Source organism: Candidatus Woesearchaeota archaeon (assembly GCA_016187565.1).
GTDB lineage: Archaea > Nanobdellota > Nanobdellia > Woesearchaeales > JACPJR01 > JACPJR01.
Map to the genome: position 1 here is coordinate 1 of JACPJR010000005.1, position 26,442 is coordinate 26,442.

Below are 26,442 nucleotides of genomic sequence, written 5' to 3' on the forward strand. Positions count from 1 at the left end.
CAACATTTCATACCCCACCAGCTTGATGTTTGTTTCTTTTAGCATTTAGCTACAATGTAGCTAACTACTATTTAATTTTTTTGGTACTAGAGGATATAGTTTACTAGAATTTAAGATACCGAGAAGAGCTTAATACAAACGGATTCAGACCGGGGAATCATAAGATTTAAATAACGTAGAAAATCCTTAGGGAAATAGACCATAAAACGACCATCAGGAAAAGTAACCGTAAACATGAGGAAGACATGATAAAGATTGCTGCGTTTATCCAAGCACGCATGGGTTCCACAAGACTTCCTGGCAAGACCTTAATGCTTATTCAGGGAAAACCGTTACTCTGGCATGTGGTCGAGAGAACATCACAAGTTAAGGGAATCAACGAAATCGTTGTTCTCACCTCTGCTGAGGAAAAAGATAATCAGCTAGCAAAGTATTGCCAAGATCAAAAGATAGCTTGTTTTAGAGGTTCTGAGCAGAATGTTTTTGAACGGTTTTACCAAGCTGCTCAAAAATATAAGCCACAGATTATTGTTCGTTTAACCGCAGACAACCCATTTATAGACCCAAAGCTTGTTGAAAAAGGACTTCTCCTTCACCAAAAAAGCCATGCAGATATAACCTCAACAAGAGAGATGAATGGTCAAAAAGTCATTCGCTATGTCCCTGCTGGATTTAGTTTTGATATTATCAACAGCGCCACGCTTCTTGATCTAGAACTTTCAATGCTAGATCCTTTTGAACAAGAGCACGTTATTCCTTATTTTTTTAATCACCGCAAACGATTTAGCATCAGCTTGGTAAAACCAGAGGACATTACTAAAGATGATATCCAACAAAGCTTTAGCATTGACACGCAAAACGACCTTACATTTGCAAATCAACTTATGCAACAGCTGAAGGGAAGAACATTTGGGTACAAGGATGTTTTGCGTCTTACAAGCAAAGAAACGAAGAATAAACGGAGAATAAGCAATGGTTAAAATCACCGTATATATCGCATCGTATAACTATGGAAAATTTCTTGAAACAGCAATAAAGAGTGTTCTTAAGCAGACTATTCAAGATTTTGAACTGATTATATTTGACGATGGATCTACTGATAATACTAAAAGCATTCTTGGTAAGTATGAAAATCATCCAAAAATAAAAATAATTTATCAGCAGAATCAAGGACTTCCCAAAACCTCAAATAAGGCCCTGCAGATGAGTACTGGCGAATATATTATTCGTCTTGATGCAGATGATTATTTTGATGAAAACATTATTCTTCTTCTTTCCCATGTGCTTGATACAAAGCCAGATGTTGCATTAGTCTATCCAGACTACTATGAAATCAATGAAGAAGGAGAGATAATAGGCATTGTACGTCGAAAAAAAATTGGAGAAGAAGCAAAGCTGTTAGACCTGCCCGCACATGGAGCATGCACGATGATCCGTAAGAAAGTACTCCTCCAAATCGGAGGCTACTGTGAAGATATTGGTTGCCAGGATGGTTATGATTTGTGGTTAAAGCTTACCAAGAAGTTTAAACCGTACAATGTAAATATCCCTTTGTTTTACTATCGGAAACATCATCAAAGCTTAACATCTCAGCCAACAAAGATACTTGAGGCACGAAGACAACTCAAAGAAAAATTTGTCAAAGATGTTATGAAAAAGAAAAAAGTATGCATGATCATCCCTGTACGAAGAGAATCTGCTATACTTCCCGATCTTCCTTTCCAAAAGGTAGGAGGAAAGCCATTAATGGGTTATGCCATCACTGCAGCACTAAAAGCAAAAGCTGTTGCCAAAGTGATAGTAACTACTGAAGATACGGAGATTGCGTCTATCGCAAAAACACTTGGTGCTGAAGTAATTTTACGACCAGCTTCCCTTGCAAAAACAAACACCCCTATAGAACCGACAATAACCTATGTATTAGATAAATTAAAGCAGCAGAATTTTAGTCCTGATATTGTTGGAGTTCTCTTTTATACCTCACCTCTGATTACCGAGAAACATATCAATGAGGCAATACATACCCTGGTTATTTTTAATGCAGATACAGTTATCGGTGTAAAGGAAAATCAACGTCTTCATTATATCCATGGTAAAAATGGTCTTGAACCGCTGTTTACGAAAAGATTGTTGAAGATAGAACGTTCTTTTCTCTATGAAGAAAGCGGTAGCCTCATTGTTTCAAGACGATCAGCTATCACCAAAAAAAGTATTGCTGGTAAAAGCATGAGCCATATTGTATTGCCTGACGAAGAAGCAATCGATATTGAAGATCTGTTTACGTTTTGGTTAATAAAAATGATATTAGAACATCATGATGAACGTGAAAATCTTTTGAACAAAAAAATATCGCGGGGATATTAGAGATAAGAAGAAGAAATAATAAGAGATAATAAAATAATTGGAAATCATAAGAATATGCTCCAATGGATGTAACTATGGCAACCTATCAATGGCCGAATGAACCTTTCATCATTGCAGAAATCGGTGGGAATCATGAAGGTAATTTTTCCTATGCAAAAAAATTGCTTTCTGACGTAGTAAAGAGTGGTGCAGATGCAGTTAAATTTCAGATATACACCGCAGATAAGATCGTCAATAAGATTGAAGGTGCTGAGCGAAACAAGCACTTTAAAAAATTCTCATTGTCTACTGAACAGTTTATTGAGCTCGCGCATAGTGCAAAAAAGAATAATATTCTGTTCATGGCTTCTCTCTGGGATGAGGAATCTATCGAAACCTTTAACCCTTATCTGAGCATTCATAAAGTAGGATCAGGAGATATGACGAATTATCCCTTACTTGAACTCCTTGCAAAAAAGGATAAACCATTGATTATTTCAACAGCTATGGCAACCTTAGCCGAGATTAAAGATATGGTCCGCTTTCTTGATAGTATCAATCCACGCTTACGAAAAGAAAAAAAACTTGCACTGCTCCATTGTGTGGCAACCTATGGAGATCCAAAAGACGAGTATGCTCAATTACTTGCCATAAAAAAAATGCAAGAAGAATTTAAGGATATTGCCATTGGTTATTCAGACCATACTGGAGGGATTTATGCATGTGAATTAGCAATAGCCATGGGATGTAAAATCATAGAAAAACATTTCACTGATGATAAAAAACGAGAATTTCGTGATCACCATATTTCGGCTGATTTAGAAGATATGAGAACGCTTCTAGAGAAAAAAAAGAAGATTTATGCACTTCTCGGGACTTGTGAAAAACAGCCTGTTGCTGCAATAGAAACTTCTGAACGAATTAAGGAATTTCGGCGAGCGGTTTATCTTAAGAAAGATGCTCCTGCAGGTACCTTACTTACCAAAGAGATGTTAACAACCCTACGACCAAACAGGGGAATAGATGCACGAGACTTCTACAAACTTCTTGGAAAAAAACTTGTTGTAAAGAAAAAAGCATTCGAATCTATTTCCTGGAAGGATGTTCAATAGGTTTGTAGAATTAACTCTACAAGAGGATGTACAATACTATGGAGATAGCCTACGTCGCAAACAAGTTTTTTCCTGGAACTGCCGCCAATACTATTCAGATTATTTCGATGGCAGAAGCATTGCAAGCAAATAATGTAGGGGTTACGCTTATTGCTTTTCGAGGTTCTGATAAGGGGAACGCAGAAGCAATTTTTAAGAGTTATGATGTAAGATACCCTTTCAAGGTAATTCTGCTGAATCCTGCAAAGAGCTATTATCTACGAGAAATCCAACTCATGATGTATGTTTTTCAGCAAAGAAAAAAATATCAAAATATTTATTCAAGAAGCCTGCTCTTTTCGCTTTTTGTCAAAAGTTTTTTTCCTTCGAAAAAGGTAGTCTATGAACTTCATGATTTCGTTAAGAATAGTCTGTTTAAAACACTTTTCCAAAGCGGAGCTAAGCGATTTGATATGATTGTTGTTATATCTAAACGACTCAAAAAAGACCTTGCCCAAGCCGGCATAACCAAGGTGTGTTACCTTCCTGATGGCGTTGATAGAGCTAAATTCGACAATATAACGACACAGAAAGCAGAGCTTCGCCAAGGATTAGGGCTACCAAGTAACAAAATCCTTGTTCTTTATTCAGGAAATTTTCATCCGGCAAAAGGGCTATACACGTTTCTTGATTCATTTTCTTTTCTTCGAGAAGACCTCAAGAAAACAGTGCAGTTTTTGATTCTTGGAGGAACAAAGGATGAAATTTCTCGATTACAAAAAGCATATCCTTATGCATGGTTTACTGGCTACAAAGAGCACCGCGAGATCCCAAAGTTTCTTAAGGCTGTAGATATCTTTATTATTGCGAATAGTGCACGAGAAGATTTAGGAGAAACGTATCGTGTTGCAAAGTATTATACCTCCCCGCTAAAACTTTTTGAGTACATGGCTGCGAAGAATCCAATGATTGCAACAAAAGTTCCAGCCCTCCAAGAGATTTTAGACCAACATGCTGCATTACTTGTTGAGCCAGACAGCCCTCAGGCCATAGCAAAGGCAATCCAAAGATTAATAAAGAATCCTCGATTAGCAAAAAACACGAGCGAAAATGCCTATAAGAAAGTAAAAAAGTTTTCATGGTACCTTCGTGCAAAACGCATCAAGGCTATGTTTTAAGGTGATTGGCGAATGAACCCTTCTTTTTTGCAATGGTTGCGCTGTGCAGCTTGTCGTGGAGAACTAAAGATTCACAAATACAAGCAAAAGACTGGAAAAGAGATAGTTGAAGGATTAATACGCTGCATTTCCTGTAAAAAAGAGTTTCCGATTGTTAATGGAATTCCACGAATGGTTCCTAAGGAAAACTATGCAGATTCCTTTGGAATGGAATGGAACCTTCATCTCAAGACTATGTTAGATAGTGCAACGGGAAAGCCGATTATCTATAATACGGTTGTGGAACGCACGGGATGGGATAAAGCCTTTCTGAAGAACAAGCTTGTTTTGGAATGCGGATGTGGTGCTGGTATTGATTCAGAGATACTTCTCCAACTTGGCGCAAAACTAATTTCATTTGACCTTTCAACAGCAGTTGATGCTGCTTTTAAGAACAACCATAAAGCAAAAAATCTTGTCGGCATGTTCCAGGGAGATATTACCAACATTCCCCTGTTAGAGAAGAGCTTTGACATTGTTTATTGCCATCGAGTATTACAGCATACACCAAATCCTCATCGTTCATTTGTATCCATGGCGAAATATGTCAAGCCAAAAGGAACTTTATTCATGCACTCGTATGATAATACATGGAAAAACATGACACACTGGAGATACCTCTATAGGCCTATAACAAAACGAATGAATCAAAAAAAGATTTATTCACTTATTACCAAACATGGACCTTTTCTTCATAAACTGACCACACGGCTCGATCAATATTATCCAGGAAGAGTGATTCATCATTTTTTCATTCCTTTCCACAATTATAGCCAAACTTATGGCAAGAAATATAATTTAACTCCTGAACAACTGTATGATTTTGAGATTATGAACACCTTTGATTCTTTATCACCAAGGTATGATCAACCAACATCACCCAAAATCATGCAGAAATGGTTTAAAGAAGCAGGATTTGAAAAGATCATGCTCGTCAGGAGAAATCCAGTCATTATGAAAGGTATTAAATCGTAGTGTATACGTAGTGCATAATAACTGGAGAAAAAACAAACCGAGAGGTTCACAAACGATGTGCTCAATTGCTGGTTTTGATTTCTCAGATAAAACACTGATGGCCAAAATGAATAGAGTACTTTCCCATCGTGGCCCTGATGATCATGGAATATACATCGACGATAAGGTATCTCTCGGACATAATCGTCTCTCAATCATTGATATTTCAAAAGCAGGCCATCAACCTATGAGCAATGTTGATGAAACTGTCTGGATAGTCTTCAATGGAGAAATTTATAACTACCAAGAAATAAAAAAGCTGCTTGAAAAAAAGTACCGTTTTAGCTCAACCTCTGATACTGAAGTCATCATTTATGCATACATGGAATGGGGATCGCGATGCGTTGAACGTTTTAATGGGATGTGGGCATTCTGTATTTATGATAAAAAAAAAGAATTATTTTTTTTGAGTAGAGACCGTATTGGAAAAAAACCATTATACTATTATTTTGATGGAAATTGTTTTATCTTTAGTTCAGAGCTCAAAGGAATACTCGCGCATGATAATGTTCCTCGAAAAACGAATCCTGAAGCAGTTAGTCTGTACCTTACTATGGGATTTATTCCTGCGCCATCTACTATTTTCCAGAATATACGCAAGCTAGAGCGATCAGAGAATCTTCTTTATTCCCTCAAAGAGAAGTCCATAAAACGTGAGACTTATTATGAACTTCCTATTCCTCAACAGATATACGACAAAAAAAATCTGATTCAAGAAGGTGAAGAACTTCTTGATGATGCTGTACGATTACGAAAGATTGCTGATGTTGATGTTGGCTCTTTTTTAAGTGGCGGTATAGATTCTTCACTCGTTTCCACACTATTGCGAAAATACACGACAACCAAGCTCCATACCTTCTCCATAGGATTTGAGAATCCGTTATATGATGAGACACCATACGCACAGCTTATGGCAGAACATCTACAAACAGAACACCACCATGATTACTTTACCGAAAAAGACTTTGAGCGAATTCTTGCTCGATATGCGAGGATTTACGATGAACCCTTTGCAGACATGGCTGCTTTTCCCACAATCAAAGTTTCAGAGCTCGCACGTAAATTTGTCAAAGTTAGTTTAACGGGCGAAGGTGGCGATGAAATTTTTGGTGGTTATCCACTTTACCGGGCAGCTGCAAAAGTTGCTTTTGTTAAAAAGATTCCTCGAAACATCAGATCATCGTGCTCTTCTCTCCTCAACTCAATACAGACATTTCCAAGCATTAAAAAAGGAATAGATCTTTCTCTTCAACCTCCTGAACGATTCTATCAGGGAATGTTTTGTCAAGAACATGATGACCCAACATGGTTCAACCAGAATTTTCCTCCAGTTCTCAAAAAATATCAGAATCTTACCGAAAGTGCAATGAAATTTGATCTTTTTTATTATACCGTTCCTGATAAATTCAATGTCAAAGCAGATCGGGCAGGAATGGCAAATGGATTAGAAATACGATGCCCTTTACTGGATTATCGACTTTTCTCGTACAGTGCAAAGATTCCTACGACTTACAAGGTTGATATATTCCATACAAAAAAGCTTATGAAAGAAATTGTACAGAAAGTCCTTCCTCGAAAGATAATCACGAAAAAAAAGAAAGGATTTACACCACCTGTATTTGAATGGATGACAACAACTTATAGCAATCTTGTAGAAGAGGCTATGGATAATATAGCACAGTACTCTGTTCTGTCAAAAGATAACATGAGTCAACAACTTGTTCAGGAATATCGCAGTGCATTCATAAAAAAAAGGCTGAATATGTATCAACGAGACAAAATCTATCGTCTTTTTATTTTAGATAACTGGACAAAAGAGTGGTTACACCATAATGAGTAGATCTGAACATACATAGTAACTCCCGGAGGAAATGATGAGTTATACCCAAAAAGCAATTAAGGGAATCATGGCTGTATCCTTGTCCACCTTTCTTTCTGGCGTTTTTGGCTATCTTGCACGAATTCTTTTAGCACGAAGCCTTACTACTGCAGAGCTTGGCCTTTTTTATTCCCTGTTTACCGTATTAATGTTTATTCTCATCTTTGTTGACATGGGATACAGTACTGCCATTGTCAAGCATATTGCGCAAAATATCACTGAGAAAAAAAAGGAGATGGGTGGAGCTATTCGTATTGTCATGGGCATCCAGTTAGGAATAGCGCTCATTATTGGAACAACCCTGATTATTAGTGCAGACTGGCAAGCTGCACATTACTTTCACGATCCTTCAGTAATAGTTCCACTTAAAATTTTTGTTGGTATCCTCATTATTAAGGTATTAATCAATTTCATTCCGAGTATTTTTGCAGGATTACAGTATATGGGTATAGTGAGTGTTCTCCGCTTTCTTGACAGGTTTCTCTTTCTCATGCTGGTCTATGTGCTCCTTCTCCTTGGATTAGAAAAAAGTACCCTTCTTCCAACGTATGCTTATTTTATTACCGTAGCTATCCTCCTCGTTGTTCAACTCATCTTATTGCACAAGTACAAACTTATTCCTCTAATTACGCAATCGATCCGTTCTACAAGAAAAGAATTTTTCTCGTTGAGTCATTTTGCTTTTTTTTCAATGTTTACTGCAGTTGGTGGAATAATTATCGGTTATATTGATACCTTGATGTTAACCTATTTTGTACCTATGAGTGATGTTGGTATCTATAATACTGTTCTTCCTACGGTTTTAATTCTCTCAACAACCGCAACAGCCATTAGCACGGTTTTCTTTCCGATGGTATCAGAACTTTGGGCAAAAAAAGACCTTAACAGAATCACCTGGGGAATTGTAAAGCTCTATAACTATTCCTTCTGGATAATGGTCCCCTTAGGAATGATCATGTTCATCTTTCCACAAGAGATCATTCTCTTACTCTTTGGATCTGATTATCTTTCAGGAGTACGAGCAATGCAAATCTTAGCTATCGGAGCATTAGTTTTGAGCTTAAATGCCATTAATCAAGCAAGCCTTAATGGATTAGGAAAACCAGAAAAAATAACCAAGATTTATGTTATTGCAGCACTCTTTAACTTTTTCGGTAATCTTCTTCTTATTCCACGCTATGGTATTGTTGGTGCAGCAGTTACCACAACGATAAGTTATTTCCTGATTTTAATACTCTCAACATATATGCTCTACCGAGTCATTCCGTTTAGTAATCAATTCTGGCATTCTTGGATAAAAACTCTTATTGCCGGTGTATTGTTTATTGGTATTGTATCCTTCTTAAAATACTATTTAACGCTGAATATGTACGCCGAAGCTCTGATTACTATTACCGTAGCCGGTATAGGATATCTTGTTATCACGCATCTTTTCAAGATATGGAATTTGCAAGAGTTACGATCAACCATTGCTCTGATAACGAGAAAAAAGAATGCCTAAAACAAAGGGTATATCAAAATCTACCTCGGACTATATTGTTATCATATAGTTATTTTCATGCTATTCTCAATAATGGCCGTTACCATTTCTTAGAAGCAGGCAAGGTAATTTTGTTTATTTTAGTTTTGAGACCATCGCAAACTGCTTTCTTAAATAGTGCAGTTTGCATTCTATATCTTCTGTAACACAAAAAAGTAATTACTTGATGACAGGTCATAAAAATAATTCTGTTAAGTATAAATATAGAACGATGAGAACAGTTAAAATTCTTTTCCCAAACGATTCGGTTTTTGATAGAATAATAACTTTTGATCTTATTAGGCTCATGAACAATACGGTCAAAATAGCGAAGTGTTCCTTTCAGTGAAGGGTTATAGGGAGGTCGATCAAGATCCTTAACCTTACTCTCAGTCAAAAGGTAGATCGTTCCATTAATGATGCGGGTAATTCGTGAGGTAAATTCCAGATCATCAAGGTAGATATAAAACCGCTCATCAGGAAGCCCAATAGATGAGATCAAATCCCTATGAAAAAAAAGCCCTCCATTCGTTGCCCAAGGAACTTGTACAACACCATGATCCCATTTCTTTGTTTGAGGCTTACCAGCCAAAGAAAGGGCCATCCGTTTTATCAAATTGAGGGGGGTATGAACGAGATGAAACATAAAAAAAGTATTTTGCTTTCCAAGAATATAATGGACTTTTTGAGGATTTTTAAGCTCATCGTAATTGTGATACTTAAGCATATCTGCGTTACTTCTCCATGAGTGAAGCGCTATTGTCTGCTTCTTGTCTTCAGGAAGTGTTTCCCAGAAAGAACAAAGCACAGCAAGACTTGATGGCAACGGCATATTATCATCATCGAGAAGCCAAACAAAGTCACATTCCTTTATCTTCATTGCTTCTTCAATACCACGCTTAAAGCCGCCTGCTGAACCAGTATTTCTTTCAAGAGAAATCGCCGTTAAAAATGATCGATATTTTTTTGATTGTGCGAGTGCCCGTAATCGGACACGACTTTTTTCATCTGAGTGGTTATCAATAACAATTACTTTTGTAACTCCTTCTTTTTTCGCAGCATCAATAACCTGTTTCAAGAAAGAAAATCGGTCATTATAGGTAACGGTCACCATACATACTTTGTACTTTAGCTTAGGCGTTTGCATTATCTCCTTTTTCATTATCTCCTCGCATGATCTGCTTTATTATTGCTACTACCCGTTTTGATGATTTCCCATCTATTTTATACAGGTATTCCTCTAAGAATTTTTTTCTACCTTCCTTGAGTGAGAGATGTAATTTCTTATCGGTTAAACCATATTGGATTCCTTCTTTTATTTCTTCGAGGGTGGATACTGCATATGCACCACCTAAGGTAACATAGGGCATAGGACACGTCACTACATTAATGAGCATTACTGGCTTATCGAGCAGCATTGCCTCTATAACAACCGTTGAACACACCGATACAAAGAGATCACACACAGCTAAAAGCTCATAGAGGTTTACATCCATCATTACAAAAACGTTTTTTGAATTCTTGGTATTAACAATAGTACGCAAAAGATTTAAATCCGCAGAAGGATGGCATTTGATGATCAATTTTGTTTGGGGAAGAGCATCAATTGCATCTACAAGAGCAGGGATAATTTCTGAATCTTGTAACACGCCTCCACTCGCAAAGACAACAAGTTTTTCGTGAGAAGAAATACCAAATTTTTCTTTCGTGTATGTTTTCGTTTTTTTAATCTTATTAATGATAATATCATAGCCAGGATGTCCAGTAACTGTAATTATCTCTTTAGGATAATTCCCATGTGTACACAAGACTTCTTTTCCGTAAGAACCTGAAACACATTTAACATCAGCAATAGGACGCCAGGTTACTAAATCCTTTTGTAATGCCTCTTCAGAGCGAATATGTCGTGAGACACAACCATCCGGATAAAGAAGTTCAGTCTGGAGAGAGATAACGGTAGTGTTATCCTTTTTCTTTGTTATTTTATTATTCTCCTTTTGGTCAATGAGCCGATGTTTGTTATTGACAAGGATTCCTTTTCCAAAATAGTTCTCGTCATGCTCGATAAGCACAATGCCTGGCTTTTCTTTAAGAAGAATTTGACGGCTTAGGCTAATAACATCAGCAATGTAATAGCGGAATATCGTAAAGATAAAAATGAAACGCTTGTTGAGATAAGGGTACATATCAATTCCTTTATAACTAAACGATTGAGCAAAATCCTTGTTTTCCGCTAATTCCTGCCATTTTTGTTCTAATAAACGAAGAATATTATGGAACTCTAAATTACTCTCTTTGGTGTAATAATTACCAATAAAAACCGAATTATTCGTTCGTATATGCCTTAAAAGTCTCATTAAACTTCGTGGGCTATACAATTGGTCATATTCAACTACTTTGTAAGAAATATTTTCATGTTCTAATGCTTCAATAATCCCGCCAAAATGAATATTTTCTTGTATTTTTTCTTTGCAGAAACGCTCGTTCGAGAGAATAATAACTTGTGCAGGGCGAGGAGAAGATGGCAGTAATTTTTGCAAAAATTTTCGTGCCATAATACGATATAAAAGATACGACCGTATCAGTGAATGATTATTCCTTATCAAATCTTGCATTTTTTTTTTCTTTGAAGAGATATTCGCGTCGATAATATGCAAATTTATTTTCTGTTTGCAATAATCCCTAAGTAATTTGCAAAATAAACTGTTGTTATTTTGGAGAACTATTGTTTGTGGTTGATACCTTTGAAAAATAGCCTCAATGATACTAATAGTGTACGTTACCATTGCAACAGAAGGGTGTTCTTCTTCGAATGATTTTCCGAGAATCTCATAAAAAAGAAAATATTCAATAAAGTACCATAAGCTGAAACCATCATATTCAAGAACTTCTTTTATGTTCTTATTCTTAATAACCTTTTTCTCAGCCCATTCCTGTAACCAATAGATAGTCGGAAAATAATTAGGATTCTTATACTTCTCAACAAAATCTGAATAATGTTTTACATCATCTCTTTTAATGTACTTTTTTGTTACAATTCCTGTTGTTATAATAATAGTTCCTTTTCTATCATACTGCTGTAATATTTTTTTCCCCTGTTCCTCATCATCAGCAAAAACAAGGGTATTAATGTTAGTTATCATAGTAGCTTAATTTTCATTCTTCTTTAAGAGAATCATTTTATGATCTGCAAGCCATACTAAAAATCCAAATTGTGAAAAGAAATAATCTACATTTCCAGCTAATCGCATTATTTTAGGTCCTAATTTTTCTTGTAACTTTCTCGGAAAAATAGATTCCATACCCCAAAAAATATAATATCCTAAGAGCAATGTCGATGATTGCTTGATAAGACTAAACCCTGCACGCTTTGCTGCTTTTTTATGTTCTTTGAATGTTCTTTCAGCTTTATAAACCAGTTTTTGTTTCTTGGTAAAAGTTGGTGCAGACTCTATCAAGAAGAAGAAACCTCCTGGCTTTAAAAGATCATAAATATTTTGGAAAGTTTTTTCCCATTGTTCATCATTCATAACATGTTGTAAAACGGTTATTGAAATAGCAAGATCAAATTTCTGATCAAATTTGATAGACTGAGCAGGCATCTGCAAAAAGGTTACAGCTACACCCTGTTTTTCTGCTTCTTTTCTGGCATTTTTTATAGATTCATCGCTCACATCGACACCAACAACACGATAACCTTCTTTAGACAGCTGTAGTGACCATCTTCCATAACCACAGCCAACATCCAAGATGTTAATCTTATCCAATGGTTTCAAGGGTAATGTAGTCAAAGTACGCTTAAAAATTTTCCATTTCAGCGTATCACTGTATTCGTAAAGGATAGGATGTCTAGATCCTGTGCTTTTCATTCCGTAAGTCCTTATTCGCTCATTCCAATACGTTTGTTCGTCAAAGCTCATGTAGTGACCTATAATTTCTACAAACACATTCTATAAACGTTTTTTACAGACAATGATATAATCCTTAGCAAAGAGTGTGAAAACCCTTAATTTCGTAAGCATAAGTTCCAGCGGCTTTAGTATTTTCTCTGGAAGTATTAAAAAATCAAGTCTTCCGGGAAGATGGGCAAGTGGATAAACTTCTTCAATAATATATCCATGCTGCCTTAATAGTTTTTTCATCTCACCGAGACTAAGGGTATTCTGAATGTTTTTTTTCTTGAATATTTTTTTTCTTATAAAGAAAGTAAATCCCACAATACTCCAGGGATTCATATGGATATTACAAACTAAATGTCCCTTTAGTGAAAGATGTTTCCCAAGAGCCTGTAAAACTTCTTTTCTGAGAGGAGGCTCTGCATTAAGAAAAAATCTCCAACAGGTAATAAGATCAAATTTTTTGTTGCTTAAAATATCATCTCTAGTAAGATCTCCATGGATAAATACCGTAGCACTGCACTTTTTTCTTGCAACAGCAAGCATGTCTTTTGAAATATCAACCCCAAAGGATTCATCTGTATATTTTTCTATCAATGCAGTTATTCGTCCAGTACCACAAGCAAAATCTAAGGAAGAATGAACTGAACTAGGGTAATACTTTTTCAGAATATGAAGAATAACTTCTTTTTCCAAGGTAAAGATAAATCGTTCAAAACGGTTTCCTAATTCATGATCATACGTAATTCCGATATCTTTTCCTTGATGCGACATTCGATAACTAGGGTTCTTACTCATGGTATTACCGTTTATAGTTGCTTTATCCTTTTAATAATTATAGCAAAGGACACTAATAATCGTAACTTTATGTCCTTTGTTTATTAGGAAAAGACATACAAATTATTACGAAAATTAATGTCTTTGAGTATAGCTGCCTCATTTCAGCTTTCATTTCATAATTCTCTTTTGCTATCTCCCTTTTTGCTGTACACAATACACAACTCCTGTTGAATAATCCGTTTCCAATACCAATACAATGGAGTGGTTTTAAGAGATGAAAGATATCGTTGTAGATAATATTCTTTCGCTTGACAAAGTGTTATCATGTTAAGATTTTGTGGAACTTGTGAGAAATAATGCTGTAGGAGAATCTCTTCAACATACCCTGAGATAAAAGAATAAAAGGGCCGAGAGTAGATTGGTGGGAACTTGTAGGCATAGATCAGGTGTACTAAATCAAGGTACCTGCTTCCCAGAATATTACAGGTCTTTACCGGATACATATACAGTGAAGGACTAAAGTCTACGAGATATATTCCTTTATCGTTAAGCAAGATATTTGAATTACAAAGATCTGCGAGCAAAGGAACAAAGGCAGTGTCCTTTATTGTCGACGGACTGAATTTTTCTGGTGATTTGAGCTTGAGGTTGAGGTGAATATAAGCAACAGCACATGCAATTTCACAAATGACATGAGTAATGCTTTTTTTATCAGTTTTTAAAAGATTGCTGTTTATGAAAAAGAATTTCTTAATTTCTATGACATCTGGGACATATTCAAAGATTATTATTCTTCGCTTCTTATCAACGAGAAGTGGACGAGGCGTTTTCACTGCAATTTTTTGTATTTTTCTTTTTGAGAGAATCTGATAAATATTCTTGCTCTTTTCAAACTCAGTAATGACCAACTGCTCAGGATAGGTACTATCGTACTGCTTCATAAAATATTTTTTCCCGGATTTATCTATAGTTATACTCGTAGTACTTATCCGTTGTCTTTCTTGCTTAATGAGTTGATGCATCGCGAACAACCTTGTTGATGATTTTACTGATCTTTACGATGTCTCTTTCTCTTAAAGATGTATCAAGTGGGAGGTTCATTACCTTTTTAGCGGCCTCTAACGAGTGAGGGTACTCTCTATCTTTATACTTCTTATACGCTGATGTATAGGGCACTGCATAATCCATTGCCGTACCAACATTAATACCCTTTTTCTGTAATGCCTTAATAACTTGTGCTCTGTTTTCAACCATAACCGTATAATGGCTGTAGTTTATCCCTTTTTGTAATCGTGGTTTTTGTACATAATCTCTATCAAGAGATTTATCATAATAGTTTATTATAGACCTTCTCTTGCTATTCATGGAATCAAGTTTTTCAAGTTGCAACAGACCAAGTGTTGCTTGCATTTGGGTCATTAAGTTGAATGCGTCTGAAGGAAGATTTGCATCATGAAGACTCCAACTTTCCATAGTTGTCTTCTTTTTAATAAACTGGACGTGATTGCGCATCCAATGAAGAGAACCATACACCTGTTGTTGATACATAAAATTACTCACCGTAACAAAGAATATAAATCGTGTCTTTTTCAAAAAAGAAGCCTCTTTAAAATAGATATCACGATATTTTTTTACCTTTTTATAATACTCGTGATTATTAGTAACGACCATTCCTCCATCAAATGTCGTCATTTGTTTTGAGATATTAAAACTAAAAATCCCAAAATCTCCGATAGTTCCAAGATGTTTTCCTTTGCTCTTATTCATCAACGAAAGGCATGCATCTTCAATGAGCAAAACCTTGTGAGCAGTTTTAGTTTTTAATTTTTTGATTTTTTTGTCCAGAATTTTTTGCAGTTGATAAACATCCATAGGATTACCATAGAGATGAGTCACGATTATTGCTCCTGTCTTATTCGTAACTGTTTTCACAAGTTCGTCCATTTTCATATTGAAATCAACCAATTGAACATCTACAAAAACAGGCTTATTTGTAGAAGCAACAACTACATGTTGTATCACAATGCAGGTATAAGCTGGAGTGATAACTTCTTTGTGTTCTATTTCAAGAGCTTTAAAGATAGCATAGAGACCAGACCTTCCATAAGGAAAAGCAAGTGCATATTTCGCACCAATCTTCAGTGCAAACTGCTTTTCGAAACACTCCACAGCATTTTTTTTAGGGAAAAAAACATGGACAATGTCTGACAAAGAAACTTGAGGCTTAATGATAGGGTACATGCAGCACCTCATCAAATACTTTTCTGTGCTCTTGCGTATATCGTTCCCATGTATATTTCTGCTCAACAACGTTACGTGCTTGTTTACTCATAGATTGAATATGTTTTTTATCAGCGAGAACATCAATAATTTTTTTTGCAAATTCATGGGGATTGTGCGACGTGATATATCCTGTTTCTCCATTAGTAATGTAGTCCCCCGCAGCTTTTGTATCATAGGTAATAACTGGCGTTCCTGAAGCTAATGCCTCTGCATTTGCGATGCCAAATCCCTCAAGTTTTGACGTGAGAAGAAACAAATCTGCAGTTGCATATAATTCTGGAAGTTTCTCTTCAGAAACAAATCCCATAAAAATAATATGTTTTTCTAAATTTAGTTCTTGCATTAATTGTTCTAGTTTTTCTCTTTCCTCACCTTTACCCGCAATAAGAAGTTTGGCAGTTGGAAACACTTTAACAACATCTGCCATTGCACGCAGCTGATCGCCAATGTTTTTTCGTTTGTTAAGCCGAGAAACCGTTAAGAACATTGGGCCTTCTATTTTATATTGAGTTTTTATGGCCTCATTATATTTCGCTGGAGTGAAATAACCTTCATCTGTTCCTTGAAAAACAACGATGATATCATCTCGATGTGATATCCGCTCAACAAAGCGTTTTTGTTCATTACTGATAACGGTTATGCGATCAGCTTTCTTATAGATCCACGTTAAAAAATAGTTCACAAACCACGGGTTTTGTTTCTCATCGATGATATCCATGCCGGTTCCTAAGTGAAATTCCGTGATTACCAGAGGTATGCTCAGTTTTTGCTTGATCCATGCAGTAACAAAACAATTGGGAAATCCATAACTCACATGAATCAGATCATAATTTTTTTTTTGAATAAGCGAAAGAATTTTTCTGTACTCATACCATTGATAGAGTAAAAATTTGAAGTATTTATTATTTGTTTGTTTTCCAACACGATAAATAGTAAAATGTTCTTTCTTTTCAAGATCTTTCCCGCCTAAATGGGGAGTTACTAAGTCTGTTTCGTATCCATATTTCCCTAAACGTTTATATAGCTCGTCAACTGTTCGTTCAGCTCCCCCCATCATTGGGAAATAAGTTGGTGTTATTGCTAAAATCTGTTTCATTCTTCAAGGGCTTGACAAATCCTATGTAAGTCTTCATCTTTCATTCCAATGTAGGTTGGCAATGAAATTCCATGGTCAGAAATATAGTCTGCATTGTGAAATACATCGGCAGTTTGATAAGGAGGCATACCATGGAGAGGATAAAAGAGCCTTCTTGCCTCAATATTTTTCTTACTGAATTGTGCAAGAACCATTGCTGGCGTTTTTTGAGGAAGATTAATCATCACAGAAAAGAGCCAGGGAACGCTTTGTGCATGCATGGTTGTTTTCTGAGGGAGTATCCATGATTTTTTTCCTAATAACTGCAAATATTTTTCCTTAATACGGTTTCTTTCGCCAAGAAACCGAGAGAATCGTTCAAGTTGTGCCAAACCTACTGCTGCCTGCATATTGGTCATGCGATAATTATAGCCGACAATATCATGCCAATATCGTTGCCCTGGCTTCATACCGTGATTTTTCAGAATATTTATTTTATCTATTACCTCTTTATCAGAAGAAACACACATGCCACCCTCTCCTGTCGTAATGATCTTATTTCCATAAAAACTAAAGCAACCAATATGCCCAATACTGCCTACTTTTTTTCCACGGTACGTTGCACCGGGGGATTCTGCACAGTCCTCAATAACCCAAAGTTTGTACTTTTTGGCGATCATCATAATCTCATCCATAGGACAAGGATTACCATACAAATGTACCGGGATGATTGCTCTTGTACGTTTGCTTATCTTTTTTTCAACTTGTGTTCCATTAAGATTCCATGTTTCCTTATCAACGTCAGCAAGAACAGGTTGAGCACCACAAAATAAAACAGCATTTGCTGTTGCTGCAAAGGTAAGATCAGGCACAATCACTTCATCATCTTTGCCAATCCCCAAAGCCAAGAGGGCAAGATGTAAAGCAACAGTTCCATTGCTGCAGCTTGTTGCATACCTTACTTCACAAAATTCAGCAAATGCCTGTTCAAATTTTTGAATAAAGGGACCTGCAGACGAAATCCACCCGCTCCGAATACATTCAGCGAGATAATCACCTTCCTTTCCAGAAAGGTCTGGCTTCGCAACAGGTATAATGTTCACCATCGTCTTTTAGTCTCTTTCAACGAAAAGAATTTTTTTTAAAGTGACGCTTGAGAATGTTCGTTTCGTCAGCATAGTTAGGAGCATCCCACGGAAAGCTTTTCCCTCTACGTACTGCTTCCCAACGCTCAATATCAGCGTCAACCATAATCTGAACAAGCTTTACAAAGCTCGTTCGTTGCTTCCATCCAAGTTGTTTTTTTATACTACTCGGATCTCCACACAAAAAATTAACATCATGTGGCCGTAATAAGGACTCATCACTAACCATATACTCTGCTCTTTTAAGCCCAGCATGAGCAAAAGCAGCTTCAGCAAATTCTTCAACAGAATGAGTTTCTCCTGTTGCGACAACATAATCTTCTGGCTTATCAGACTGGAGCATCATCCACATAGCTTCAATATATTCTGGTGCATATCCCCAGTCTCTCCGTGCTTCAAGATTGCCAAGGATAAGCTTCTTTTGCAGTCCCAATTTGATTCGAGCAACAGCATTGGTTATCTTTCGTGTGACAAATTCCAATCCTCTGAGTGGGGATTCATGATTAAAAAGAATGCCATTACATGCGAAGATTCCATAAGATTCACGATATAGCCGGGTGTTATGAAAAGAAAACAGCTTAGCTGCTGCGTACGGTGAATTCGGCCAAAATCGTGTCTGTTCATTTTGTGGGCTTTCTTGGATTGTTCCATAGATTTCACTGGTGGAGGCTTGATAAAACTTTATATCCTTATTAAGGTGTCTAATAATTTCTAATAAGCGCACACAACCACTTCCATCAACCTCTGTCGTCAGTAATGGTTGATCAAAAGAAGCACCGACATAACTCTGCGCAGCTAAATTATAAATCTCTTGAGGATCAGCGAGGGTAATAGCCTCTAAAAGACTTGCCATATCTGCAAGATCCGCAGGAATTAATGTTACTTTATCAAGAACGCCCAAGCTTTGTAGTCTCCAAAAATTTGGAGTTGATGAACGACGGTATATACCAAAAACCTTATATCCTTTTTTAAGAAGAAATTCTGCCAAATATGCCCCGTCTTGCCCCGTTATTCCGGTAATAAGTGCACGTTTCATGTTGTCTTGTACATTTTTTTCCATTCGAGGATAATGTCTGACCAATCAAAGCCCTGTATTCTCTCTCGCGAATGTTGTCCATAGCTGCGCTGTTTTTCCTGATCATGGAGGAGATGTTGCAATGCAGATGCGTACTCCTTAGGATCTTGGGGACAGAGGAAGCCATTAACCTTATTCTTAACAAGATCCTCATTGCCAGGGATCTTTGAGGCAACAATGGGCAACCCGCTTGCCATTGCTTCCATAATAACCCCGGGAAGACCCTCTCCCTTACTAGGGAAGAAGAAAATATCCGCAGCTTTATAAAGGTTATGAACGTCTTTTCTCCATCCGGTGAAAATAATGGTATCATTCAACTGTAGTTTCGTAACCATTCGTTGATAGTGTTCTCGACAAGGACCATCTCCCACAATGATCATTTTACTGGCTGCAATTGTATGTTTATCCTTCAGTTGATGATGCTTCAGCTCATGCATGGTGAGAATAAGCGTATCAATGCCCTTTCTCGGAACAAGAAGGCCAACAAAGAGGATCATCACTTCTTTCTGAGCAATACCCAATTGCTGTCGAATGCGTACTCTTTCAGAGTGACGGAAATGACTTTTATCAGTTCCTGAAAAAGCATTGAGATCAATACCTGTAGGAATTATCTTTATCTTACTCATTGGAATGCCTGCTTGTCGAGCAAAGGGTACCATTGACTGGCCATACAGATGAATAACGTTGGGAATGCGAAATACTATTCGTCCTTTCAACCGGTACCACCATCGAAACAAAAAATCAAGAAAAAGGCCCATGGAGAAGCTATACCCGGGGATAGTGTCCATGGTAAGGATCAATTTTTTCTTTCTGAAGAAAAGTCCTTTACAGACTAACAGAAACATACTGCTGATATAAAAGGGTACCCAGAGATGGATGATATCATAACGTTTAAGCACACGAAACAGTTGGACAAAAAACATAGGCGTTATGGGAATAGGCCATTCTGATGAAATAAAGGGTAAAGGAATGACGGAATAGGTGTACAGCCGAACCTTACCTCCATTGCCTCCACGAGAAAGTTTACGAGTAATGTTGCTGTAATGAAGCGATTCATCGACATCCTGAAATAACTTCTTTGGCACGAGAAGGCCAATTTCATTATCCTTGTCTTTGGCTAAGCGAGAACTGATCTCTGCAACTGGCCGTTTCAACAAAACCGTAGGATTAACATAACAAATCTTCATGGTTCGCCTTATTATTCATATTTCGTAGTTATTTTCATTGTCCAAGGTAATTATCCAACAAGTTGTTGGACTATTCTTTTCTGCTTTCTCCAAAGTATTGCTCGTACCACAATTCAAAGTTAACCAAACTCCAAATCTGTCGTCCATAAAATAACTTCGCTTTCGAGTAGTTTCTGATCATAGCTTCAATGGCCGTATACTTAAATAGACCTTCTTTGGTGATCCGCTTTTTATCTAGCACCGAGGTACAATAGCCCATTAATTCGTGTTCAATCCAATGCTCGATGGGAACATGGAATGGTTGTTTCTTGCGATAAAGTATGTGCCTCGGAAGAACAGGCAGTAATGCCTTTTTCAAGATAAACTTTGTAGTGCCATTGTTGATTTTCAATGATGGTGCAAGTGAAAAACCATACTCCACAACACGATGGTCCAAGAACGGCACACGTGCTTCAATTCCTGAAGCCATCGTCATGCGATCGGTCTTTACCAGAAACCCATTGACCAACAAATTCTTGGTATCGTAATACAGTAACTGATTCAGATAATGCCATTTGGTTGAAAAATAACGCTGATCAAACGTATGATATGGTTCAAGCGCAGGGGCAGCAGGGGTTATAGAGGATAGAGAGGAGTTTGTTGATGGACCCTCTTTGAGAAGCTGCTCACGTTCAGACTGGTCAAAGATACCCAGAAGCTCTTCATGAGCCTGAGACTTGCTGTCTGTTTCCATTAGCCGTTGAAAACGGTTGAATAACTGAGGTCCCATCTGTGTACTATGTTTGTACACTTTATTGAGGAAAAAAAAGGGGATAGATCGCAAGGCTACCGGAATTATTTTTTTTCGAAGAAGAGAAGGAAAACGCTGCATACGCTGTCGTGCAAGAAGGAAGCGATAATGATCATACCCTGCAAATACTTCGTCTCCACCGTCTCCGGTTAACACCACGGTAACATGCTTTTTTGCACGACGAGACAGTTCATACAAAGGAATCGCAGCAACATCAGCAAAAGGCTCATCAACTTGGCGAACGAGTTGAGGAAGGATCTTATAAATACTCGGTTCAATAGTGAAATGTCGATGATGAGTCTGAAACTGTTCAGCAACATGCTGCGCATGATGCTTTTCATTGACGTTTTCACCATAGCCAAAATCAACCGAGAAGGTATTTACCTCATTCTTCTGCTCTTTTGCAATCTCACTCATCAAGGCAACAATTGCACTACTGTCAATACCTCCACTGAGATAAGCACCAAGAGGAACGTCTGCTATAAGATGCTGCTTGACGGTATCGCGCAATAAGGCTAAAACTTCTTTTTGTGCTAAGGCCTGTGTCTTTGGTATTATCTGTTCTTTTACATCCCAATATTGCGTCAAAGTAAAGATTCCGGTATTGAGGTTAAAAACCCCATAATGAGCCTCAGGTAATCGATAGATCCCTTGAAAGATTGTTTCTGGAGTGCCAACATACCGAGAAGCAAGGAAAGACTCCATAGCTGTTAGGTTTAATGAACGATGAATAGGATGCTGCAGAATTGCTTTGATTTCAGATGCAAAAATAAACGGATGTTTTATCAGAGCGCGAGGATATGAGGCTGTATTTGCTTGTCGTACTATTCCACCTTGTTTTGTTCTAGTAGAGCCAAAAAAATAAAATAATGGCTTAATACCAAGCCGATCTCGTGCAAGAAAGAGGAGTTTTTTTGGTGCATCATAGATTACAAAGGCAAACATGCCTTGAAAATGCTTGACGCACTGAAAGCCCCATTCTTCATAGGCATGAACAATAACCTCAGTGTCAGTTTCTGATCGAAAAATATGCCCTTTTTTCTCGAGCATAGATCGTAGTAACGCAAAATTATAGATCTCGCCATTAAACGTAATCCAAATATTCCCTTCCTCATTACTCAATGGTTGTTTTCCTTTTGGACTTAAATCAATGATGCTTAATCTACGATGGCCCAGACTCACTGATTTGTCAACATAATGACCAAAAGCATCAGGACCTCGATGCTGTAATGAATCCATCATCTGTTTCAGAAGACGTTTATCCTCCCAGTTAAATCCACAGATACCACACATAGGCTTCACTTCTTTTTTGGTTTCTCTATGCTCAACGATCGCACAATTTTCGTCATTTTCCGTTCAAGATTATCAATCTGTACGTAAATGCGAAAGTTAAGATAAAACAAGAGAACAATACTAAGATAAATAACAAGATCAACACCCCTGCCTACACCCAATAACAGAGAAAAAGAAGAGGTAAGCTGTGGTAAAAAGGCAACAAAAAGCACACCAACCCAGATAATAGTCCAAAACATAAGTTCGCGAGTTCCAATCTGTTTGTCCTTCCAACGGAGAACGGTTCTACTCAACGCGAATGCAACAAACAGTAGCGAAACAATTTGTATTGGTCCCATGGTAATTACCTCATATTTCTGATACTTTTGATACTTTCATTGTTCAGTAAGTATAATAGAGGACAATAATTTTTAGTAGGATTTTTGCTCTTTTATATACTAGAAAACCTAACAAATAATATCAAAAATTTAGGTTTTCTATTATAGTTAGAGCAAGAGTTTTTTCATGATCATCTTGAAAAAAATGCGAAAGGCATTCCAACTACTTTGTCCTCGTGAGGTGGAGTAATCGGTATAGCGAATAGTCACGGGAATTTCCTTATAGGAAAGTTTATGCTTTCCAATCTCTTCAATCATCTCTGATGCATGCTCCATGCCATTGGTTTTAAGGTCGATGACTTTGGCTGCTTTTTTTGAAAACGCCCGTAACCCATTATGAGAGTCAGTGAGCGTCACACCATACATCACTTTGAACAGGAATGCACCTCCCTTGAGGAAACATTTTCGAATAAAAGGTACATTTGAGTTATGTTTTAGGAATCGTGATCCAAGAGTCACGTCAATGTTTTTATCTATAACCGGTTTCAGAAGTTGTCGGAGATCCCCTGCATCATGTTGCCCATCTGCATCAAACGTTACGATAATATCTGCACCCTGCATCAATGCATAATCAATGCCTGTTTTCAGGGCTGCTCCCTGGCCGAGATTAACAACATGTTGAAGGACGGTTGCGCCTTCTTGCTCTGCGTATTGGCTGGTTCTATCACGAGAACCATCATCGACAACAATGATATGATCATATCCTTTTTCACGCAGACTTTTGACTACGGTTGTAATACTCTTTTCCTCGTTGTATGCTGCAATGACTATGAATATATTCATTTTGCTTGACCTCAATAAAACCATTTGAAGTTGATATCAAGGGGAATATAAAGACACGCTCTTTAGTCCTTTCTCTGCACAAATAGCTCAGGATGTTCTTTAAGGTACTCTACAGTTCTAACAATCCCTTCTGGAATGGTAACCCTTGGATGCCACCCCAAGCCCTCCAGTTTACGTACGTCCAAATGAACAAAGGGGGAATCGCCAATCCAACCACGTTTACCTCCAGTATATGAATACTTTACTTGTTTAAAGTTTAAGGTTTTACCTATCAGATCAGCAACAGTAACAACATCAATATAATCCTTATGACCTATATTAAAAATGTTCTTTGTTCCTTTTGCCCTTGCAAAGGCAGTCATCATTGCATCAATACCATCCGCTACATAGAGATATGATTTTTTCTGAGTTCCATCACCCAAGATCTCAAGATGTGTTGGATCTTTTTGTAATTTCTTCATAAAATCACAGATGACGCCATGCGTATACCTCTCGCCAATAAAGGAAACAAAACGGAAAATCCAGGATTGTATGCCATAATATTCGCTATAGGCCTCGATCATATGCTCAGCTGATGCTTTTGAAGCCCCATACATAGAGGTTTGTATCAATGGATATTCTTCAGGAGTTGGAAATTGTGATGGTTCTCCATATACTGTAGCTGAACTTGCAAAGAGGATTTTGGTAATGCCATGTACCCGCATCGATTCAAGCACATTATAGGTACCTACAATGTTTTGATCAAAATCTTTTTGAGTACTCTCAATACCACGACGAACATCTGCATTTGCCTGAAAATGGAAAACGACATCATGGCCTTTCATAGCCTTTTGTAGTTTTTTCGTATCAAGGATATCTGCAGTAACCGTCCGGAAATGGGCATCTCCCTTATGATGAGCAATAAATAACTCTCTTCCTGTTGAAAAATTATCATACACTAAAACATCATGTTTTTCTCGAAGGAGTCTATCGACCATATGACTGCCGATAAAACCAGCTCCACCAGTTACAAAAAACTTCATGGTTCTCCGTTACTTTTTCAGTTTTATTATTTTTTGCTCTTTTGTTTGAGTGTGTTGGGTTATTTTAATTGGCTTAACTTCCGGTACAGGAATGACGTAATAAGATGATCGAGCACTAGATGAACATCCTCAACAGGACCATATTCACCTTTGTTTGTATGCACGACAAGTGCAACATCTGAAATATCTTTTAATTTTCCTCCATCAAATCCCAGCAAGCTAATCGTTAATGCTCCTCTTGTTTTTGCATACACAATTGCATTAATTAAATTTTGTGAATTTCCAGAAGCAGAGAGAGCTACAACAATATCCCCCTTCTGGAGTACGTTCTCAAGCTGTTTTGAAAAGACATATTCGTAACCTTCATCATTAGCATATGCTGTAAAGGTCGCAAGATTATCTGCCAGGGCTTGTGTTTTAAATTTATGCTGGCCGGTTTTTGTTCCTTTTCCCAAATCACAGGCAAAATGCGTTGCGGTTGCAGCACTACCCCCATTACCCATAAAGTATATCGTTTTTTGATTATTTTTTGCTTCTAAGAAATGATCGATAATCTTTGCAATTGTTTTATGATCTAAACTCTTAAGAATTTCAGAGAGGTATGTAACGTACTTTTTTGAAAATGCAACAGCATCACGAGATTCTGTATAATAGTTATCAAGTAAAGTCATGATTCTTCCTCCTCCATGTAAATAATTCGAGAACCTTGTGGGTCAAACACAAAAGGAACTTCACGTAATCCAAGTTTTGCTTTTAAGAGATGCTGCTTCTCCTGAGGGCAATAAAACAAAAAAAAGCCTCCACCACCCGCACCAAGAAGTTTTCCCCCTAGAGCTCCGAGCGAAATCGCTCGCTCATAATAGGCGTTGATTTCAGGATTTGAGATTCCATTGACAAGACTTTGTTTGAGTAGCCATCCGCGATGGAGGATTTCACCAAAGGTGGAAAGATTTCCTTGCGTTAATGCATCACGCAGCTCAAAAACCATAGAACGCAACGTACGCAATGTTGCAAGCTTTTCTTTTTGTTTCGTTACTTTTGTTTGTTCTGCCAAAATCGTGCTTGCCTTTCGTGTTAATCCGGTATAATACAAGACAAGATTTTGTTCAAGCTTTTTTTTTATGGCTGGCTTCATCATTACCGGCTCAACAAAGACGCTTCCATCGGTATTAAACAGGATGACATTAATGCCACCAACCGCACAAGCATATTGATCTTGTTTGCCGATAGGCTCTTTAAGCTCACTAATCTCAATATCGCATGCTTCTTCTGCAAGGTGTAAATTCTCCTTGTTTTTGTGCTGAAACGTATAGAGGGCTTTTAAAAGGCCGATGGTAAATGCAGAAGAACTTCCCAAACCAGTCCCTGAAGAAGGTATATCAGCAAAACTCGTTACTTCCAAAGGATCCCTTATCTTGGTTTTAAGAAAGCAGTGCCTGATAAGCGGATGTTGGATGTCCTGGACATGATCGACTAATTCCGTTTTTGAATACTTCAGCAGGATTTTATTTTCAAAGTAGCGGTGCAAAGCAAGGTACATGTACTTGTTTATCGTTGCAGAAAGGACCGCTCCTTGTTCATACTCATAGAATGCCTTCAGGTCAGTGCCACCACCTGCAAAACTGATACGAAAGGGCGTCTTTGTGATAATCATACTGCCTCACAGGTAAACA

At 37.4% G+C, this 26,442-nt stretch carries 23 protein-coding genes; 7 read left to right on the forward strand and 16 right to left on the reverse strand.

Annotated elements, in window-relative coordinates:
* Positions 1–245: 245 nt before the first annotated feature.
* The 7 genes from HYW21_01315 to HYW21_01345 all read left to right on the forward strand — a co-directional run bounded on the left by HYW21_01315 (position 246) and on the right by HYW21_01345 (position 9,045).
* A complete protein-coding gene (locus tag HYW21_01315) occupies positions 246–980 on the forward strand; it encodes an NTP transferase domain-containing protein (protein MBI2547966.1) in 735 nt (244 codons plus the stop codon).
* The gene (locus tag HYW21_01320; protein ID MBI2547967.1) at positions 973–2,364 is read left to right on the forward strand and encodes a glycosyltransferase; all 1,392 of its coding nucleotides are present in this window, start codon (positions 973–975) and stop codon (positions 2,362–2,364) included. Before HYW21_01315 ends, HYW21_01320 begins: the two co-directional genes overlap by 8 nt.
* A 62-nt stretch (positions 2,365–2,426) precedes the next feature.
* Positions 2,427–3,455 carry an N-acetylneuraminate synthase family protein gene (locus tag HYW21_01325; protein MBI2547968.1) on the forward strand — a complete coding sequence of 343 codons (1,029 nt, stop codon included), beginning with the start codon at positions 2,427–2,429 and terminating at the stop codon, positions 3,453–3,455.
* Between the two features lie 38 nt (positions 3,456–3,493).
* Entirely contained in the window at positions 3,494–4,612 is a 1,119-nt protein-coding gene (locus HYW21_01330; GenBank protein ID MBI2547969.1) for a glycosyltransferase family 4 protein, read from the forward strand.
* A gap of 12 nt (positions 4,613–4,624) precedes the next feature.
* Complete coding sequence (locus HYW21_01335) at positions 4,625–5,626, forward strand: methyltransferase domain-containing protein (protein MBI2547970.1); 1,002 nt, start codon at positions 4,625–4,627, stop codon at positions 5,624–5,626.
* A gap of 55 nt (positions 5,627–5,681) precedes the next feature.
* Positions 5,682–7,505, forward strand: a complete 1,824-nt coding sequence (asnB, locus tag HYW21_01340; GenBank protein ID MBI2547971.1) for an asparagine synthase (glutamine-hydrolyzing) — start codon at positions 5,682–5,684, stop codon at positions 7,503–7,505.
* Positions 7,506–7,539: 34 nt separating this feature from the next.
* Entirely contained in the window at positions 7,540–9,045 is a 1,506-nt protein-coding gene (locus HYW21_01345; protein MBI2547972.1) for a flippase, read from the forward strand.
* Positions 9,046–9,124: 79 nt separating this feature from the next.
* Here HYW21_01345 and HYW21_01350 read toward each other — a convergent pair whose 3' ends face one another.
* The 16 genes from HYW21_01350 to HYW21_01425 form a co-directional block, all read right to left on the reverse strand.
* Complete coding sequence (locus HYW21_01350) at positions 9,125–10,210, reverse strand: glycosyltransferase (protein ID MBI2547973.1); 1,086 nt, start codon at positions 10,208–10,210, stop codon at positions 9,125–9,127.
* Positions 10,197–12,206 carry a CDP-glycerol glycerophosphotransferase family protein gene (locus HYW21_01355; GenBank protein MBI2547974.1) on the reverse strand — a complete coding sequence of 670 codons (2,010 nt, stop codon included), beginning with the start codon at positions 12,204–12,206 and terminating at the stop codon, positions 10,197–10,199. The genes HYW21_01350 and HYW21_01355 overlap by 14 nt, the downstream gene beginning before the upstream one ends.
* Before the next feature lie 6 nt (positions 12,207–12,212).
* On the reverse strand, positions 12,213–13,010 hold the full coding sequence (locus HYW21_01360) for a class I SAM-dependent methyltransferase (GenBank protein ID MBI2547975.1): 798 nt from the start codon (positions 13,008–13,010) through the stop codon (positions 12,213–12,215).
* Positions 13,011–13,013: 3 nt separating this feature from the next.
* On the reverse strand, positions 13,014–13,757 hold the full coding sequence (locus HYW21_01365; protein ID MBI2547976.1) for a class I SAM-dependent methyltransferase: 744 nt from the start codon (positions 13,755–13,757) through the stop codon (positions 13,014–13,016).
* A gap of 155 nt (positions 13,758–13,912) precedes the next feature.
* Positions 13,913–14,761: a hypothetical protein gene (locus HYW21_01370; protein MBI2547977.1), complete on the reverse strand. Its 849-nt coding sequence runs from the start codon at positions 14,759–14,761 to the stop codon at positions 13,913–13,915.
* Positions 14,745–15,980, reverse strand: a complete 1,236-nt coding sequence (locus HYW21_01375) for a DegT/DnrJ/EryC1/StrS family aminotransferase (GenBank protein ID MBI2547978.1) — start codon at positions 15,978–15,980, stop codon at positions 14,745–14,747. The genes HYW21_01370 and HYW21_01375 overlap by 17 nt, the downstream gene beginning before the upstream one ends.
* Positions 15,964–17,118, reverse strand: coding sequence for a glycosyltransferase family 4 protein (locus HYW21_01380; protein ID MBI2547979.1), 1,155 nt, complete (start codon positions 17,116–17,118; stop codon positions 15,964–15,966). Before HYW21_01380 ends, HYW21_01375 begins: the two co-directional genes overlap by 17 nt.
* Positions 17,115–18,203 carry a DegT/DnrJ/EryC1/StrS family aminotransferase gene (locus HYW21_01385; GenBank protein MBI2547980.1) on the reverse strand — a complete coding sequence of 363 codons (1,089 nt, stop codon included), beginning with the start codon at positions 18,201–18,203 and terminating at the stop codon, positions 17,115–17,117. Before HYW21_01385 ends, HYW21_01380 begins: the two co-directional genes overlap by 4 nt.
* Before the next feature lie 16 nt (positions 18,204–18,219).
* Positions 18,220–19,278 carry a GDP-mannose 4,6-dehydratase gene (locus tag HYW21_01390; protein MBI2547981.1) on the reverse strand — a complete coding sequence of 353 codons (1,059 nt, stop codon included), beginning with the start codon at positions 19,276–19,278 and terminating at the stop codon, positions 18,220–18,222.
* Positions 19,275–20,504: a glycosyltransferase family 4 protein gene (locus HYW21_01395; GenBank protein ID MBI2547982.1), complete on the reverse strand. Its 1,230-nt coding sequence runs from the start codon at positions 20,502–20,504 to the stop codon at positions 19,275–19,277. Before HYW21_01395 ends, HYW21_01390 begins: the two co-directional genes overlap by 4 nt.
* Before the next feature lie 70 nt (positions 20,505–20,574).
* Positions 20,575–22,587, reverse strand: a complete 2,013-nt coding sequence (gene asnB, locus HYW21_01400) for an asparagine synthase (glutamine-hydrolyzing) (GenBank protein MBI2547983.1) — start codon at positions 22,585–22,587, stop codon at positions 20,575–20,577.
* Positions 22,588–22,592: 5 nt separating this feature from the next.
* The gene (locus HYW21_01405) at positions 22,593–22,925 is read right to left on the reverse strand and encodes a DUF2304 family protein (protein MBI2547984.1); all 333 of its coding nucleotides are present in this window, start codon (positions 22,923–22,925) and stop codon (positions 22,593–22,595) included.
* 147 nt (positions 22,926–23,072) lie between these two features.
* Complete coding sequence (locus HYW21_01410; protein MBI2547985.1) at positions 23,073–23,747, reverse strand: glycosyltransferase family 2 protein; 675 nt, start codon at positions 23,745–23,747, stop codon at positions 23,073–23,075.
* A 62-nt stretch (positions 23,748–23,809) separates the two neighbouring features.
* Complete coding sequence (locus HYW21_01415; protein MBI2547986.1) at positions 23,810–24,769, reverse strand: NAD-dependent epimerase/dehydratase family protein; 960 nt, start codon at positions 24,767–24,769, stop codon at positions 23,810–23,812.
* 59 nt (positions 24,770–24,828) lie between these two features.
* The gene (locus tag HYW21_01420; GenBank protein ID MBI2547987.1) at positions 24,829–25,440 is read right to left on the reverse strand and encodes an SIS domain-containing protein; all 612 of its coding nucleotides are present in this window, start codon (positions 25,438–25,440) and stop codon (positions 24,829–24,831) included.
* Positions 25,437–26,423, reverse strand: a complete 987-nt coding sequence (locus HYW21_01425) for a GHMP kinase (protein MBI2547988.1) — start codon at positions 26,421–26,423, stop codon at positions 25,437–25,439. The genes HYW21_01420 and HYW21_01425 overlap by 4 nt, the downstream gene beginning before the upstream one ends.
* Between the last annotated feature and the right edge of the window lie 19 nt (positions 26,424–26,442).